This window comes from Bacillus sp. FJAT-29790 (genome assembly GCF_019039215.1).
In the GTDB taxonomy this organism is placed as follows: Bacteria; Bacillota; Bacilli; order Bacillales; family Cytobacillaceae; genus Cytobacillus.
The window spans coordinates 120,964-137,349 of sequence record NZ_JAHNZZ010000004.1 but is presented as its reverse complement, the minus strand read 5'-3'; the positions used below and the strand labels follow the sequence as shown (position 1 = coordinate 137,349).

Genomic DNA, 16,386 nt, shown 5'->3' with positions numbered 1-16,386 from the left:
TCTCTCCGACGCACAGGATGTGCTAGTGTCGACAATGCCACAGGACGTAGCGTTTTTGTCGACCAGGCAAAATCGCCCCGCTGATCCCCATTTATCAACATTATCCACTAACAAAGCCATTTTTTTATCGAAACTTATCCAAGTCTCCGTTTTGGGAGCTTGTCAATATTATCTAGCATCATGCCTGTTCCGATCGCGACACAATCCATTGGATTTTCTGCAATAAGTACAGGGACTTTTAATTCTTCCGCAAGAAGCGTATCAATGCCATGAAGCAGTGCGCCGCCGCCAGTCAGGATTACACCGCGGTCAATGATATCAGCCGATAATTCAGGCGGTGTGCGTTCTAAGACGCTTTTCGCTGCCTGAACGATGATGGAAACCGGCTCTCTTAGCGCTTGCTCGATTTCCTCTGAACGTACCGTGATCGTTCTCGGAAGGCCTGAAACCATGTCCCGGCCGCGAATTTCCATTTCTTCGCTTCTTGAACCTGGAAAAACAGTTCCTATCGTCGTTTTAATATTTTCAGATGTTCTTTCTCCGATCAAAAGCTTATATTCCCGCTTAATATACTGAAGAATTTCATTATCGAAAGTGTCTCCCGCCATTTTAATGGATGAAGATGTAACAATGTCGCCCATTGATAAAACAGCTACATCGGTTGTACCGCCGCCAATATCAACGACCATATTTCCGCTCGGCTGGAAGATATCCATTCCCGCACCGATTGCTGCCACTTTCGGCTCTTCTTCTAAATAAATCTTCTTGCCGCCGCTTTTTTCGGCTGCTTCTCTAATGGCTTTCTGTTCGACGCTTGTTACGTTCGTCGGACAGCAGATCAAAATACGCGGTTTTGATAAAAAGCCTTTGACATTCAATTTGTTAATAAAATGCTTTAGCATCGCTTCCGTTACATCAAAATCAGCGATTACACCGTCTTTCAACGGACGGATAGCAACAATATTTCCAGGCGTACGCCCCACCATACGACGTGCTTCCTCACCAACAGCTAGAACCTTATTGTTATTTCTATCAATCGCAACAACAGACGGTTCATTCAATACAATTCCGCGGCCTTTTACGTGAATAAGTACGTTAGCCGTTCCTAAATCAATCCCGATATCCCTTGCAAACATTCTCTCATCTTTCCTCCTTGCACATTTGGCCAGCACTGTCCGCAGGAGTCAAGTGCCCTCCGCTCCAATCAACTCAGATTATTAAATAAAAATCACATTATAAAAGCAACAAACTTTAAAGAAAACAGCCTTATTTTTTCAGTTTAAGCAGTTCATGTTTTGACTAAATCCTTTCGTACAAGGCTGAATTGATCTTAGCCATCACTTCATTGCTCACAATGTTTTTATTGCGAATCACGTTCTTTCCTAATTTTATATTGTACCATACTCGAGGAGATTTAAATAACTTTTTTGTCAGAATTTGTGGGTTATTTGTCGAAAAGAGAAGGTTAAAGAAAATTACACTTTTTTATCGCATATAAAAAAGCAACCGGAAATCCCCGCTTGCTTTTTCACCTCGTTATTCATTTTTATTTGATGGGCTCTTCTTCCAATTCTTCTTTTTTATATTTCATTTTGGTCGCCTCTCCCCCACGTAAATGGCGGATTGATTTATGATAATCTAGGATTTCTTTCACTTCATTAGCTAGTTCAGGATTAATTTCAGGAAGTCTTTCCGTTAAATCTTTATGGACTGTACTTTTGGATACGCCAAACTCCTTCGCAATAACGCGAACTGTTTTTCTCGTCTCCACGATATACTTTCCAATCTTGATAGTTCTCTCTTTGATGTAATCGTGCACACCACTCGCCCTCCCTAAATTGGATGAGAGAAGTGTGAAATGAGACTCGCTTCATACTTTGACTTCTACTCCATTCCGCACGATTTCATTATCTGAATTCGCTTCATGCGGCAGAAATTAATACTTTCTGTTTACGGTGAATAAACATGTCCTAAGGCACATTCACTACTTTTGTTAAAACGAGCCATCATTTTGCATGAAGATTGATTGAATGAAATAACCAAAACAATTAGGTTGTGTAAGCGCGGCTAGTTTTTGCAGAATTTAAGCCAACTCGTAAGGATGGCTTACTCGTTAAAGCATAGCTTCGCTCCTTTTCCTCACACAAAACGACTCCTCACCTCAAACACTCTCTTTGTAAGGTTTGTAACAGTCTATTAGCTTGGTTGCAGATATATGCACGAAAAACACAATAGGGACAAGGTATCGGTCCATTTATTTGAAAATTAAATATTTTATTGCCGTTTTTAGTGATTTTTTGATTCTTCTGCAGTCGAACAAAAGCAGATCAGAAATCAACATTCCAAATTTTTAAAAGCGATTTCCCACGTTAGACACCGAAACCCGAAATTTCAGACTCCCCGATATTTTTTGATTGATTAAGTGATCGAATCGAACTTTGTGACAGTCTACCTAGTTTTCTCGAACTTTATCAGACAAAATTAGGCCTAATTCCTGAAATTTCGACAACCTTTTTATCCGAAAAAATCGAGCAGAATCAATGAGAGTTAGTCTTTTTCATCATTTTTTTGGTAAAAATACGGATCTTTTCACGCGCATACTAGTTCTTCAACCTCAGTCCCCTAATCTAATCCGGGTGTTAGGACGGAGAAGTTCATCCGCTTTTTTCATGAAAATATCCCTATTGTCGTCACCCGAATATTCACATAAAATAATTCTGATCATTATACATATATATGGTTTTATATACAATATTACCCAATGCTTTTATTAACTTAAAGGATGGAGAAAGTCGATGGAAAAGCTCATCATTCGAACACGCAAAGAAAGAATACTTTCGGAAAAGGGAAAACAGAAAAAAATCCGGAGATCGAAATTAGCAGGTGTTACATTCGCTGCTGCTGTTGCTGCCTCCTCCTATCATTTTGCATCAAAGGAAGCAAAAGCAATCAGTGCCACTTATACTGTGCAAAAAGGGGACTCTCTTTACCGGATTTCAAAGGAATATGAAACAACTGTCAATGAACTTAAGACAATAAATAAACTCACTACAGATAAAATTTATATCGGGCAGGAGTTGGCGATTCCAACTGAATTCAATACCCATGAAGACTCTTTACAGCATACTCCTTCCTCCCCTCCTTCTACTTCAAAGGAAGCAAAAGCAATCAGTGTGACTTACACTGTGCAAAAAGGGGATTCACTTTACCGGATTTCAAAGGAATATGAGACAACTGTCAATGAACTAAAGACAATGAACAACCTCACTTCAGATAAAATTTATATTGGGCAGGAGCTAGTGATTTCAACTGAATTTAACACCCGTAATGACTCCTTACAGCATGCAGCTATCTATACCGTCGTTCCTGGTGATACACTTGGAGGAATTGCCAAACGCTTTAGTCTGCCTGTTCAGGAGCTCAAAAAGCAGAACAACCTAAAAAGCGATATGGTCTTAATCAACCAAAAGCTTGTGATTATGGAGGATATTATTTACAAAAAGGCTACGGTTGTTGGAGCAGCTGATCAGTTCTCGGTTGAGTTTGAATCTAACAAACAGGCCTACACATTGAAAGTCCCGTATGGCACTGCACCGTCCTATCAAAAACTTGCGGGGAAAGATGTGATGATTTCCTTTAAAAATGGGGCGCTGATCCATATTCAGTAAGCCAATTTCGCCAATTTATTACAGATTACTGCAATCAGTGATAAATACTTCGATATTTCGGTTCGTTTTTTATTTTATCAGCCAAATTTTGCAGTTTATCGGCCAATTCCACCTATTTATCGGCCAGTTTTTACAGTTTATCAGCCAAATTCGGATATTTATCGGCCAATTTGACATAAGTCTATTATTTTTATTCCCGAAACAAAAAACCCGCCGAGGCGGGTTTTTCTATGCGTCTGAAGATTCAATTGACTCTTCTTTTATTTTATCACCAGTTGGATCTTTTTCATTTGAGTTTTTGTCTTCATCCGTTGTTTTTTCTTCTTCTTTTACTTTGTTATCAGCTGCATTTGGATCGAATTCCTGCAAGGAGCTTAATGGCTTCTGTATATAATCAAGGGGATTAACAGCTACATTGTCTTTACGAATTTCAAAGTGTACGTGTACACCTGCTTCTTCGTCAATCATGCTTTCTCCCGCTTTTGCGATTACTTGTCCTTGCTTTACTTCAGAGCCAACCTCAACACTTATCTCTGTAACAGATTGATATTGTGTTACAATTCCTTTGTCATGTTCAATTTCAATGACATTTCCCAAAAGCGCATCATTAGCTACTTTTGTTACTGTACCGCTTAGTGCTGCAACGATATCAAACGTTTCGCCATCCTTCATTGCATAATCAATTCCAGTGTTCGGATGGTATTGATTATTATATACAACGAGAGCTGCTTCCTGTTCTTCGGGTTTGCCATTCATGTCGTAAAATTGTCTTTGAATGACAACTGAATCCGCATCTTTCACAGGCATCTTAAAGTTTTCCATGGCGCGGTTCACTTCAATAGATGGTTCATTGAACTTTTTACCCGGAACATCTGTCGCATTGTAATCATAATTCCCCGGATCCGTTGCGCTATTACTATTTTGATACCAAAGGACCGCAGTTAAAATGATGGCTGCACTTGCAATGTAAATAGCTGGGAATGCCCAACGCTTTTTGAAAAAGCGCTTAAAGCTGGAATCTTGAGAAGATCGTTTCTTTTCTTCCTCTCTCATTTATCATCACCTCAGCAATCATTCTGAACAGATTGGAGGAATTATATACATTCCTATAAAAATATTTTTTTGGTTTATTTTTCGACAATGAGTTAAGAAATATTCATGTAATGAAAAATTTTTTTAAAGGAGGGTTTTTGATGGGAAAATGGATGATTAGAGCGCTCCCGTTCTTCTATATGGGATTGGTCTGGATTTTGTCCAACCTCCCGCATAATGCGGTGATTGAGCTGCCAGATTCTTCGATCGACCGGTTCTTCAAGGAGTCCATGCATTTAATCGAATTTGCCATTTTATATCTTTTGTTTGTTTTAGCAGCTTTAACAACGGGATCCTTTTCGAAGAAAATGAACCTCGTATTTGCCATCACCGCTAGTTTCTACGGGATAATAGACGAAATCCATCAATCATTCGTGCCTTACCGATCAGCCACGCTTATTGATGTTGTTAAGGACATTATCGGTGTTCTTATTTGCTGGTATTTCATTGACCGCGCAAGCTTTCATCAACGATTTCCAAAGCTTTCCGCTCTTTTGCGTTATTTAAAAAGGCTTAAAAAAGGAGAGATACCGCCACTACTTTGACGGTACCTCTCCTTTTTCAAATGTCCACTGTATATGCACAAAACCAACTGATTTGTCCACGAATGGTGCTTGACACCCGTTATTTCTTCGCCATTACTTTTGTCAGAATTTGATCTGATGCAGCGATTTCTACACCTTTGTAGTAGTGTGCGATGATTTCTTTATAGTTTTTCCCTTCGGCTGCCATGCCATTTGCGCCGTATTGGCTCATTCCGACGCCATGGCCGTAACCTTTTGTATTGATGACAATATTATCGCCCTTACGCTCCCATGTGAAGTCTGTGGACTTTAACCCGAGCTTTTCCCTTATATCCTTTCCTTCCACCACCGTGCCGTTAATTTCGACCTTTCCAACCCGTTTACCGGCTGTTCTTTCCGTTACATTTCCAATGGTACTATTATTAGGAAGCTTGACCCCTAGCTTTTTCTCAAACTCCGACACGGTAAAGACCTTTTGGCCTCCGAATTTCGGTGACTTTGTATCCCACGGGCTTTCTACGCTTTTAAGATAAGGATAAGCACTCGCCCAGATTGCTTCCGAGTTTTCTGTAAATCCATTGCTTGTCGAAAAAAATGTCGCTGTAATAGGGGAGCCATCATATGTGATGATTTGTCCGCTCGTTTCATTTACTGCCTCTGTAATTTTTTTGATTGCCAAGTTATAATCTGAGCCAAAAATTTGCTTTAATTCTTCATCATTTTTATAAACCTGGTGAAGTTCCGTATCGGAGACAAGCGCTCCTTCTGGCAACTTCTCTTTATTTTCATTCAACATTTGCGAGACAATATACGTCCTCGCAGTTAAAGCCTGTGCCTTTAATGCTTCTTTTTCAAAGTCACTGGGCATTTCTGAAGCGACTACACCTACTAAATATTTTTCAAGCGGAAGCTTCTCAAGCTGTTTTTTCGCCATCCGATAAACAGATACCTCTACAGCAGGACCTGAATTTGTTTCCGCTGTTTCCATCGCGCGATCCTCCTTCTTTAATTGCTCCCCGAGCTTCCCGCTTGCCTTTCCCTCTGTAAAAGGAAGAACGAGCAAAGATGGAATCATTAGTGTAATGATAAACAGCAGTGCGGCTAGTACGATGAATGGTTTGAATTTTGTCATGATTTAAGCCTCCATAGCAAAAAATAATCTTGATCTCAAAAGAGTCCCGTCTCATTTCATTCTTATGGGTTTGGACAGGCTATTATGACAAAATTTTACCCATTTCTGATTAGGTAATTGGAGAAATTCGTGCCTGATTTAGGTTTCTCTTGGATTGTGTGAAATTTTGCTTGATTCAGGGAAGTTTCGCTTGAATATATGGCAGGAGGGCTCTCTTATTCCAAAAATAATAAAAAAACGCACAACCCACCGATCAGATGTCTGACAGATGGATCCTGCGTTTTTTAATCATTTATGCGTTCATATCCGAAACATAGCTTTGCTGTTCCACAGCTGTTTCTTCCATTTCTGTAATCCGTTCAATATCAGCACCTAGCGCGGAAAGCTTCTCATGGAAGTTCACATAACCACGGTCTAAATGCTTTAATTCAGTCACACGAGTAACGCCGTCTGCAACTAATCCTGTTAAAATCAATGCTGCTGCTGCGCGAAGGTCGGTTGCAGCTACTTCAGCACCTTGTAGATTTGATGGTCCGTTCATAATGACTGAACGGCCTTCAATTTTAACTTCAGCATTCATCCGGCGGAATTCCTCTACGTGCATGAAGCGATTTTCAAATACCGTTTCTGTAATCACGCTCGTGCCGTTCGCATGAAGTAGTAAAGCCATCATTTGCGATTGCATGTCAGTCGGGAAACCCGGATGAGGCATCGTCTTAATATCGACTGCCTTCAACTTCTCAGGGCCCAATACTCGAATCCCATCAGCTTCTTCAATAAAAATAACACCCATTTCTTCCATTTTTGCAATTAAAGAAGTGGAATGTTCTGGCACCGCTCCTTGTACAAGCACGTCCCCGCCTGTAATAGCAGCAGCAACCATAAAGGTTCCTGCCTCAATACGGTCAGGAATAATATGATGGTCTGCACCAAATAAAACATCAACGCCTTCAATGCGGATCGTTCCCGTACCAGCGCCTCTTACTTTTGCACCCATTTTATTTAAGAAGTTTGCCAAATCAACAATTTCCGGCTCTTTAGCCACATTTTCAAGGACGGTTGTTCCTTTAGCAAGTGTAGCGGCCATCATAATATTTTCCGTTGCTCCTACACTTGGAAAATCAAGATAGATTTTTGCTCCATGTAAGCGGCCATCTGCTGCTTCCGCTTCGATAAAACCATTCCCTACCTTAACTGTTGCACCCATCGCTTCAAAGCCCTTTAAATGCTGATCAATCGGGCGAGAACCAATGGCACAGCCGCCAGGTAAAGCGACACGGGCGCGGCCATTACGAGCTAGTAGCGAGCCCATAACTAATACGGAAGCACGCATTTTTCGCACATATTCAAATGGTGCCTCAACACTTAACTCTCGAGAAGCATTTACTATTACTTCGTTATTTTTAAATTCCACTTCGGCGTTTAGATAGCGTAATACTTCATTGATCGTATATACATCGGAAAGAGTTGGTACATCACGAATTACGCTTTTGCCATCACTTGCTAATAATGATGCGGCAATAACCGGCAAAACAGCATTTTTTGCTCCTTCTACTTTAACAGTACCGCTTAGCCTTCTTCCGCCGCGGACGATAATTTTTTCCAAAGTGTATTCCCCTCCGCGTCCAATTTCTCTATATTAATATTCAACTGTTATGATCGGTGTGCCGACTACCAAGGTAGTCTTCGTACCTAATCCTTGATTTCTAATTCCAATCTGTAAATTCATATCCTTGCCACCCGTTTTTACCGAACTAGTAAACATTGCCGAGTGTGCGGAAGTTGATATAAAATTATCTTCTTCCAAAGATTCAATTTTTTTTGCTTGAAAAGCCGTTAGTAATTGTTTCATTTCTATAGGCACAGTCTTATCCATCTTATCATTGAATTCGCCTTTGATACAAGAGAAAATTGTGGCATTCCCCCGAAAAATGTCAGAAATCCTGTTTTCTAAATGAGAGGAAATGTCTTGCTCGGATTGTGGGTCCCAGGCTTGCCCATTCACCTCATAAATCAGATACGTCTGAATTTTGCCATTTGTGGGGGTCGAAAGGATTTTTATTGTCTCTTTTTCTGTATGATCCTTTGAAACAGCCATTGCTTCCAAATGCTTTTCTGAAGCTTTTATCGACCATTCCCAATCTGCATACCGAGATTTTAGTTCTTCTGTAAATTTCTCAACTTCCACCTCGTTTTGAAGCCCTTCCATTTTTTCTCTTGCATGTAAAGACCATTCACTGATTAAAATATGCTCGTCCTGTAAGATGGAGGCTAAAGTGAACAGATCAAGCTCCCCTTTTGCTACAGTCGACTTATTTCCAATGTTTATCATAATAAAAACGATAATACCAACAATTGTTAAAATCAATTTTATTTTCTTCATATACTGACTCCTCCCCTTAATACCATTGTTACCAGAGAGAGAAGGAGCATACTTGGGAAAAGTCGTCACTTTTTGACAATTGCTTTTGCACTTTATAAAGCCCCTATAAATCCATCATATTCCAACAAACAGGAATTGCGATAAATTCCTGTAAGATTGTATCTATTCTGCTTTTTTCGTAGCTTGTTCAACAACCCACATGTGGGAAAAGCACCCACTAATGGATGTCTCATTTTATACAACACCTTGAATTGTACTGAATATCCTTAAAAATGAAAACATGTAGGAAGACCTAGATTTTTCTCTATATGATAGTTTGCAGGATTAGAGGCAGCTGTTGGGACCATTGGAGATAATCAAGGAAGAAATTACTTACGGCCGATCCGATGGCGATCGATAATAATATGTATAGGATTCTTGCCTGAAATACACGATTGGGCCGCAAAATCTGGTCGAAACGCAATGCTTGGAGACCCCACCATGCTAGTGCAATAAAAGTTAAATGCGAAATGATACTGAGTAAAGCTAGTTGTCCAAATCCCGAAATCATGATGAGTAACTCCTTTCTTTAAATCTAAAAAATTTCTCGATTTTTTTCAAATGCTGCATTAGCAAACTTTGTTGCCATCCGACCTAAAATATTAAAAGCTTTGAGGACTATTTTCAATAATATACGATTTATCTTCAAAATTGGGCATTAATCTGCGATATCAGGTGATTTATCTACGGAATTTTTTAAGTAGAGGTCCATTAGAAATGCTTTATAAGCTCTTGAGCATAGTTTTTTTCCTTATAGAGGTCCAATTGAACTGCTCTATAAGACAGTGAACATAGTTTTTCTACTTTAGAGGTCCAATTGAACTCCTCTATAAGCCCGTGAACATAGTTTTTCTACTACTCAATAAGCCCTTGAATTTAGTTTTTTTCCAGTATAGGTCCTATAAAATCACATAAGGAGCACTAGAAACGGAACATACAGTTGTTAATAACTGAAATATTTATATGATTAATATTCTGAAAAAGCAATCCCTTAGAAAAGAGACTTTCAAAAAAAGAGAAGGGGATAGATATCCCCTCCAACTAAATAGCCCCTTGTCCTTCATTTATTGAAAGAAATCACTAAACTGATTGAAATTTCCCTGTAAAAAATCGAATGCAATGTTTGGTGCAACTCCAAAAAGGATCGTTGCGAACACACATACACCGATAGTCACACTGAGTCCAACAGGCATTTTTATTTTTACTGAATCAGCTGTAGGTCTAAAGAACATTTGGACCATAACGCCGAAGTAGTAGAAATACGAGACAACTGTTGTGGCGATCATGATCGACACTAGCACATAATGAGCCGGTTCAACTGCAAGTGCGCCCATAAAGATGTTCAGTTTCCCGATAAAGCCTGCCGTTCCCGGAATGCCCGCCAATGACAAGATAAACACAGCCATCGCAACGGCAAGGATTGGCGCCTTGCGGTATAATCCCGCAAACACGCTAATATCCTCTGAACCTGCCTTCTGCGTGATCAGCTGGATAATCGCAAATGCACCAAGGTTCATGAACAAATATGCCCCAAGATAAAACCAAAGCGTATCGAACATAAAGATTGACATCGTCGCTATAACAACGAGCAGGTAACCCGCTTGTGCAATACTAGAATAGGCAAATAAACGCTTAATATTCCGTTGCCTTAATGCAATAAGGTTCCCAATTATCATCGTTGCAGCCGCTAGGAAGGCGATATAATCCTGGACCTTTAGAAGGAATGGCATGGAGCCTGGACCTTCTGAAGCTGTATTGTAAAAAATCACCATCATAATCCGAACAAGAATGATAAAGCCTGCTGTCTTTGAAACGACGCTCAAAAAGGCTGTAACAGGAATCGGCGCACCTTGATAAACGTCAGGAGCCCACATATGAAACGGTGCGGTAGCCAGTTTGAATGAAAGACCGACAAGAATCATAAAGAAAGCAAGGCCGATTAAATAAATATGCTGCGGGTCAGACAGTGTGACTAAATGACGAGCCATATTTAGTAAATTCGTCGTTCCAGTTAGACCGTAAACATAACTCATCCCAAATAACGTAATCGCTGTTGAAATCCCGCCGTTAATCACATATTTCATCGCTGATTCGTTTGACTGAATATTTGTCTTCCTCATCCCTGCAAGAATATAGGAAGAAATAGAGAGTAACTCAAGTCCTACAAACAGTGTAATTAAATCCCCGCTAGAGGACATCATCATCGCGCCAAGCAGAGCGGCTAGAAACAGGTAATAGAACTCTCCCCTGTATTCGTTAAATCCTTCCTTCGGCTCATAAGCAGTTGCGATCAGGAACACAAACGCTGCCCCAATCAACAATAACAACTTAAAGGCTTTCGCGAATGAATCAAGCCTAAAGGTATCAAAAAGAATTGATTCAGACCCTTGGCCGATCAGACTAAATAAAGAAACAATCGCCGCCAAAATACCAGCGAGACCAATCCAGCCAAGGATTTTGCGGTTTTGCGATTTCGGCATAAAAAGATCTAATAATGATAGTGCGGTTGCTACACCGAGGATGATGAACTCAGGTGCCATGATGCTCCATTTAAATGATAGTAATGTTTCGAGATCCATCCTTCATCACCCTCCAATCCCAAGCATGATAGTTTCAAGTGTTGATGTCAGCGGCTCGCTTAATACACTTGGGTAAACCCCAATCAGAACAATTAATCCGACTAAAACTAAAGCAGGTACCCATTCTGTTTTTCGAATATCTGTAATTCCTGCAAACTCACGCCCAGCTTTTCCATAAGTAATCGCAAGGACCGCGCGCAATAGGTAGACGGCTGTTAAGATAATGCCGAGCGCCCCGACTGCTGCTAATACTGGCATTTCCTTGAATAGTCCGAGGAACGCCATGAACTCACTTACGAATCCTGACATTCCTGGCATGCCAAGGGAAGCCATCGCTCCTACGAGCAGGAGTCCAGCCGTGATTGGCATTCCTTTCGCCAGACCGCCAAGGTTTTTAATATTGGAAGTCCCGACACGCTCATAAAACACGCCCACAAGGAAGAATAGTAGAGCAGCAATCAAGCCATGTGAAACGACTTGGAAAATTGCTCCTTGAATTCCAGCCTCATTTAAAGCACCCAATCCAATTAGGACGATTCCCATATGCGAAATCGATGAATATGCAAGCACCATTTTAAAATCCGTTTGAATTAATGCAAGGAAAGCACCGTAAAGCAAATTGATGACGCCGAGTACGGCCAAGAAAACCGCCAGCGACTGGAATTGCTCAGGGAAAATTCCCATTCCAAAACGGATTAACCCGTAAGCACCGATTTTTAATAAGATCCCTGCATGAAGCATAACAATAGATGGCGGCGCTTGAACGTGGACGCGAACCATCCAGCTGTGCAATGGAAAGATAGGAAGCTTAACACCGAATGCAATTAACAGTGAAATCAGCAAGCCCATTTTCACACCTGCAGACAAAACTAGATCGCCGCCGTCAGATGCAATGATCATCGTAAGTGCATCAATATTTGCTGTTCCTGTACGTGCAAAAAGCACCATAATAACAATCAGCAGTACCGCTGATCCTAATCCGTTATAGATCAAGAAACTAAATGCTGCCTTTTCTTTTTCAAAATAACCCCACTTCCCGATTAGGAAGAATGTTGGAATAAGCGTAATTTCGAAAAAGATAAAGAACAGGATAAGATTTTCTGCTGCAAAAACGCCAAGCATTCCTACTTCCAGTAGAAGGAATAGCATAAAATAGCCTTTCCATTCCTTTTTAATATACATGGAAGCAATGGCTGCAAGTGTCGAAAGAATGGCAGTCAGAACAATCATAATCAAGGAAAACCCATCAACGCCCAATTCGTATTTAATAGAAAACAAGTCTCCTAAACGATTCGGATCGCCAAACTGAATCCAACGAACGCTCTCATTAAAGCTGTCCAAGGAAGCCCCTGCACGGTACTGAAAGAAAGCAGCTAATGACAAGACTAAAGCAGGCAGAGTTGCCACGAAGCCTACTGTTTTAATAACCGATTCCTTCATCGCAGGAATAAACGATAAGACTAAAACACCGAGTAGAGGGGAGAAAACTAAGGTTGATAAAAAATAAGCAAAGTTCATTTCAAATACCCCCCTGTTACAGCAAACACGACGATTAAAATAGCAAGACCGACAAACGCAACCGTTCCATATGTTTGCACCTGTCCGTTCTGGAACTTCGAGCCTGCTCTGCCAAGTCCAGAAATCGTTCCTGCCACTCCTTTGACAATCCCCTCTACAAGGAAGATTTCAATAAAACGGAGGAACAGACTAAATCCTTTTGTCGCTTTGACAACTGTTAGTTCGTAAAACTCATCAATAAAGTACTTATTATATAAAACATTATAAATTGAAGGAGCACCGATCCAATCACGTGATAATGAACGTTTGCTGTAAATCAACCAAGCTAAGAATATTCCTAACAAAGAAACAACAGTCGCTACAATCATGATCCAAGCCGGCCCTTCTATATGGCCGTGCCCAAGTGCTGCATTGCCTTCAGTCAACCAATCCCCTAAGAATGTTCCGAACCAAGGCGTGTTTACATAACCGGCAACAACAGCCAGAATCGCAAGAACGACCATCGGTAAAGTCATCACGCCTGGTGATTCCTTTACATGCTTCATATCACTGCGGGCTTCTCCAGCGAACACCATAAAGAAAAGGCGGAACATATAAAATGCGGTGAAGAAAGCCGCAATTACAGCTAGCCAGAATAAACCGGTATTCCCATGTGCCCATGCAGCAATTAAAATTTCATCTTTACTGAAAAATCCTGAAAACAGCGGCACGCCACTGATAGCCAATGTCCCGATTAAGAACAACGGGCCTGTCACGCGAAGCTTTTTCCATAATCCGCCCATTTTTTCAATATCCTGTGTATGGACAGCGTGGATCACACTTCCTGCTGCAAGGAACAGCAATGCCTTGAAGAAGGCATGTGTCATTAAATGGAACACACCTGCGACATACCCAGCAGATCCAAGTGCCAGCATCATGTATCCAAGCTGGCTGACAGTCGAATAAGCTAAGACTCTTTTAATATCCTTTTGCACAAGGCCAATGCTCGCTGCGAAGATCGCTGTGAAAGCTCCAATGACAGCTACGGTCATTAGCGCTGTTTCGCTCGCCGTAAAAAGCGGGAACAAGGCTGCCACTAAATAAACCCCAGCTGCAACCATTGTTGCGGCGTGAATTAATGCAGACACCGGCGTTGGCCCTTCCATCGCATCCGGAAGCCATGTGTGCAGCGGGAACTGACCTGACTTCCCAACCGCTCCAACGAATATTAAAATCGCTGTTAATGTAATCATTGATGGTGAAATTGAGCCTGCAGCTACAGCTGCAAAGATTTCATCATATTCAAAACTTCCAACTTGCCAGAATAAAAGAATCATTCCAATTAAAAGGCCGACATCCCCGATACGCGTCATAATAAACGCCTTTTTGGCCGCCTTCTTCGCTTCTTCTTTATAAAAATAGAAACCGATTAGCAAGAATGAGCCTAAACCGACAAGCTCCCAGAAAATATACGTTTGCAGCAGGTTCGGTGAAAGCACCAACCCTAGCATCGCAAATGTAAATAACCCTAAATAAGCATAGTAAACCGGGAATCGTTCATCACCTTGCATATATCCTTTTGAATAAGTATGCACAAGAAAACTGACGAGCGATACGATCACCAGCATTAACGCATTTAACTGATTTACTTCAAATCCCGCTGTTAACTGAACATCCCCTATCGTCAGCCAAACCGTCTCAGCCTTATGCGTCGGCGCGGAAAATCTTTCAAACAGCACCAACAAGGAATAGACAAATGAAGCAAGCGAAAGCAAGATTCCTATGTAAGCACTCGCCTCTTTCAGTCGTTTGCCGAAAAAGATAAGGAACAAAAACGATAAAAGCGGGAAAAGCGGTATGATCCATGCATTCTCCATCAATATCACAATCCCCTTTTTGAACACGTTGTGAAATTTTGTTAATCTGAAGAGTCAACGTGTTGGATTCTAGAGGTGGGAGGCGGAGGTGGGACTTGAGGAAATCAGCGAGTGAGCCAATTTCTTTTTCTTTATCACCATCTCATTTTGAATCCCGAAAAGGAAGTTACTTTTCTACTTATTAAAAAGGTATGAAAAGCCTTCCATCCTCTATTAGTTACTGTGAACCACTAGTTTTTCATTGTGTTTATTTCATCAATATGAACCGTTTTTCGATTACGGTATAGAGCAATCAAGATCGCTAACCCAACTGCCGCTTCAGCTGCTGCTACGGTCATCGCGAATAAGGCGAAGATCTGGCCATCAATCGAAGGCATCACGCCAAATTTACTGAAGGCTACTAAATTGATGTTTACTGCATTGAGCATTAACTCGATCGAAATTAACACGATGACCGTATTACGCTTCGATAACGCCCCAAATAAACCAATACAGAATAAGATTAAGGCCAGCGCCAGGTAGGCTGAAATGGGAACTGAACTCATTCCTTCTCCGCCTCCTTCTCATCTTTCTTAGCTATCACAATGGCCCCGATTAGGGATGCCAATAGTAAGACCGAAGTTAATTCGAATGGAATTATATATTTGGAATAAAGCGCCATTCCGATTTGTTCCGTATTATTCACATGTAATGTATTCTCCATTTGCGGGATATCAAGATTGTAAATCCCTATATATACAGCAAACGCGAAGCCAAGCACACCTAAGAAAAGAAGCAGTTTCCGCAAACGTCCTGCTTTCGGTTTACTTGTGTCATCATGACGGGTGAGCATAATTCCAAATAACATAATGATCGTGATGGCCCCAGAATAAAGCAATACTTGGGCAGCAGCAAGGAACTCCGCTGATAAAAGCACAAAAATCCCCGCAATGCTTACAAACGTAAAAACAAGCGCCACGATAATATGCACGACATTGGAAAGGTTTAATAACAGCACGCCGCCCATTACCGCTACGAGAGCGAGTGACATAAACGCTAGAAATTCCCCTGAAAACGTCATGCTTTATTCACCTTCCGTACATTCTCGTCATTTTCATCTAGCCATTCAAGGTTTTTAAACAGTTCGTCACGGCTGTACTGGGCAAGTTCAAAGTTATTCGTCATCACAATCGCCTCTGTCGGACAAACCTCTGTACATAGATCACATAGGATACATATTTCGAAATTAATATCATACGTATCGATGATTTTCCCCTTTTTAGTCGGGTCAGGGTGCTTTTTTCCCGTCAGCTGGATGCAGTCTGTCGGACAAATATTCGCGCACTGATTACATACGATACACTTTTCCGGATAAAACTTTTGAATCCCGCGAAACCGATCCGGAAGCGGAAGCGGTTCATTCGGATAGTCATATGTGACTTTCTTTTTCGTCAAGTTTTTCAGGGTATATGATAAACCTTTCGCTAATCCAAGCATGTTATTTCACCCCTTGGTTTTTAGAAATTGAGCATTTTTAATCAAAAGCAATGATTCCTTGGAAGAGCCATCTTTTTTTAAAAAGCACTTTTCGCAGATATTGTTGTTTTTACCCTTGT

At 40.9% G+C, this 16,386-nt stretch carries 15 protein-coding genes; 2 read left to right on the top strand and 13 right to left on the bottom strand.

The features are described 5' to 3' along the window. Positions 1–134 precede the first annotated feature (134 nt). Both mreB and spoIIID read right to left on the bottom strand, forming a co-directional pair. Positions 135–1,136, bottom strand: a complete 1,002-nt coding sequence (gene mreB / locus BGM26_RS19355; protein ID WP_217041920.1) for a rod shape-determining protein — start codon at positions 1,134–1,136, stop codon at positions 135–137. A 410-nt stretch (positions 1,137–1,546) separates the two neighbouring features. Further along, complete coding sequence (gene spoIIID / locus BGM26_RS19350; protein WP_217041919.1) at positions 1,547–1,819, bottom strand: sporulation transcriptional regulator SpoIIID; 273 nt, start codon at positions 1,817–1,819, stop codon at positions 1,547–1,549. A 976-nt stretch (positions 1,820–2,795) separates the two neighbouring features. Between spoIIID and BGM26_RS19345 the strand changes: the two genes are divergently transcribed. Beyond that, positions 2,796–3,668, top strand: a complete 873-nt coding sequence (locus BGM26_RS19345; RefSeq protein WP_217041918.1) for a LysM peptidoglycan-binding domain-containing protein — start codon at positions 2,796–2,798, stop codon at positions 3,666–3,668. A gap of 228 nt (positions 3,669–3,896) precedes the next feature. Here BGM26_RS19345 and spoIIQ read toward each other — a convergent pair whose 3' ends face one another. Beyond that, complete coding sequence (spoIIQ, locus tag BGM26_RS19340; protein WP_217041917.1) at positions 3,897–4,721, bottom strand: stage II sporulation protein SpoIIQ; 825 nt, start codon at positions 4,719–4,721, stop codon at positions 3,897–3,899. Between the two features lie 140 nt (positions 4,722–4,861). Here spoIIQ and BGM26_RS19335 point away from each other — a divergent pair, with 140 nt between their 5' ends. Next, on the top strand, positions 4,862–5,305 hold the full coding sequence (locus tag BGM26_RS19335; protein WP_217041916.1) for a VanZ family protein: 444 nt from the start codon (positions 4,862–4,864) through the stop codon (positions 5,303–5,305). A gap of 79 nt (positions 5,306–5,384) precedes the next feature. On the opposite strand, the gene spoIID is transcribed toward BGM26_RS19335, so the two are convergent. The 10 genes from spoIID to nuoI all read right to left on the bottom strand — a co-directional run bounded on the left by spoIID (position 5,385) and on the right by nuoI (position 16,267). Next, positions 5,385–6,416: a stage II sporulation protein D gene (gene spoIID, locus BGM26_RS19330; RefSeq protein WP_217041915.1), complete on the bottom strand. Its 1,032-nt coding sequence runs from the start codon at positions 6,414–6,416 to the stop codon at positions 5,385–5,387. A gap of 292 nt (positions 6,417–6,708) precedes the next feature. Beyond that, the gene (gene murA, locus BGM26_RS19325) at positions 6,709–8,022 is read right to left on the bottom strand and encodes a UDP-N-acetylglucosamine 1-carboxyvinyltransferase (protein WP_217041914.1); all 1,314 of its coding nucleotides are present in this window, start codon (positions 8,020–8,022) and stop codon (positions 6,709–6,711) included. A 33-nt stretch (positions 8,023–8,055) separates the two neighbouring features. Beyond that, entirely contained in the window at positions 8,056–8,799 is a 744-nt protein-coding gene (locus tag BGM26_RS19320; RefSeq protein ID WP_217041913.1) for a YwmB family TATA-box binding protein, read from the bottom strand. A gap of 304 nt (positions 8,800–9,103) precedes the next feature. Continuing rightward, positions 9,104–9,349, bottom strand: a complete 246-nt coding sequence (locus BGM26_RS19315) for a DUF1146 family protein (RefSeq protein WP_217041912.1) — start codon at positions 9,347–9,349, stop codon at positions 9,104–9,106. Between the two features lie 553 nt (positions 9,350–9,902). Further along, a complete protein-coding gene (gene nuoN, locus BGM26_RS19310; protein ID WP_217041911.1) occupies positions 9,903–11,417 on the bottom strand; it encodes an NADH-quinone oxidoreductase subunit NuoN in 1,515 nt (504 codons plus the stop codon). A 6-nt stretch (positions 11,418–11,423) separates the two neighbouring features. Continuing rightward, on the bottom strand, positions 11,424–12,935 hold the full coding sequence (locus tag BGM26_RS19305; protein ID WP_217041910.1) for a complex I subunit 4 family protein: 1,512 nt from the start codon (positions 12,933–12,935) through the stop codon (positions 11,424–11,426). Continuing rightward, complete coding sequence (gene nuoL / locus BGM26_RS19300) at positions 12,932–14,794, bottom strand: NADH-quinone oxidoreductase subunit L (protein ID WP_217041909.1); 1,863 nt, start codon at positions 14,792–14,794, stop codon at positions 12,932–12,934. The genes BGM26_RS19305 and nuoL overlap by 4 nt, the downstream gene beginning before the upstream one ends. A gap of 227 nt (positions 14,795–15,021) precedes the next feature. Beyond that, on the bottom strand, positions 15,022–15,336 hold the full coding sequence (nuoK, locus tag BGM26_RS19295; RefSeq protein WP_217041908.1) for an NADH-quinone oxidoreductase subunit NuoK: 315 nt from the start codon (positions 15,334–15,336) through the stop codon (positions 15,022–15,024). Then, the gene (locus BGM26_RS19290; RefSeq protein ID WP_217041907.1) at positions 15,333–15,851 is read right to left on the bottom strand and encodes an NADH-quinone oxidoreductase subunit J; all 519 of its coding nucleotides are present in this window, start codon (positions 15,849–15,851) and stop codon (positions 15,333–15,335) included. The genes nuoK and BGM26_RS19290 overlap by 4 nt, the downstream gene beginning before the upstream one ends. Beyond that, positions 15,848–16,267 carry an NADH-quinone oxidoreductase subunit NuoI gene (gene nuoI, locus BGM26_RS19285; protein WP_217041906.1) on the bottom strand — a complete coding sequence of 140 codons (420 nt, stop codon included), beginning with the start codon at positions 16,265–16,267 and terminating at the stop codon, positions 15,848–15,850. Before nuoI ends, BGM26_RS19290 begins: the two co-directional genes overlap by 4 nt. Positions 16,268–16,386: the final 119 nt, after the last annotated feature.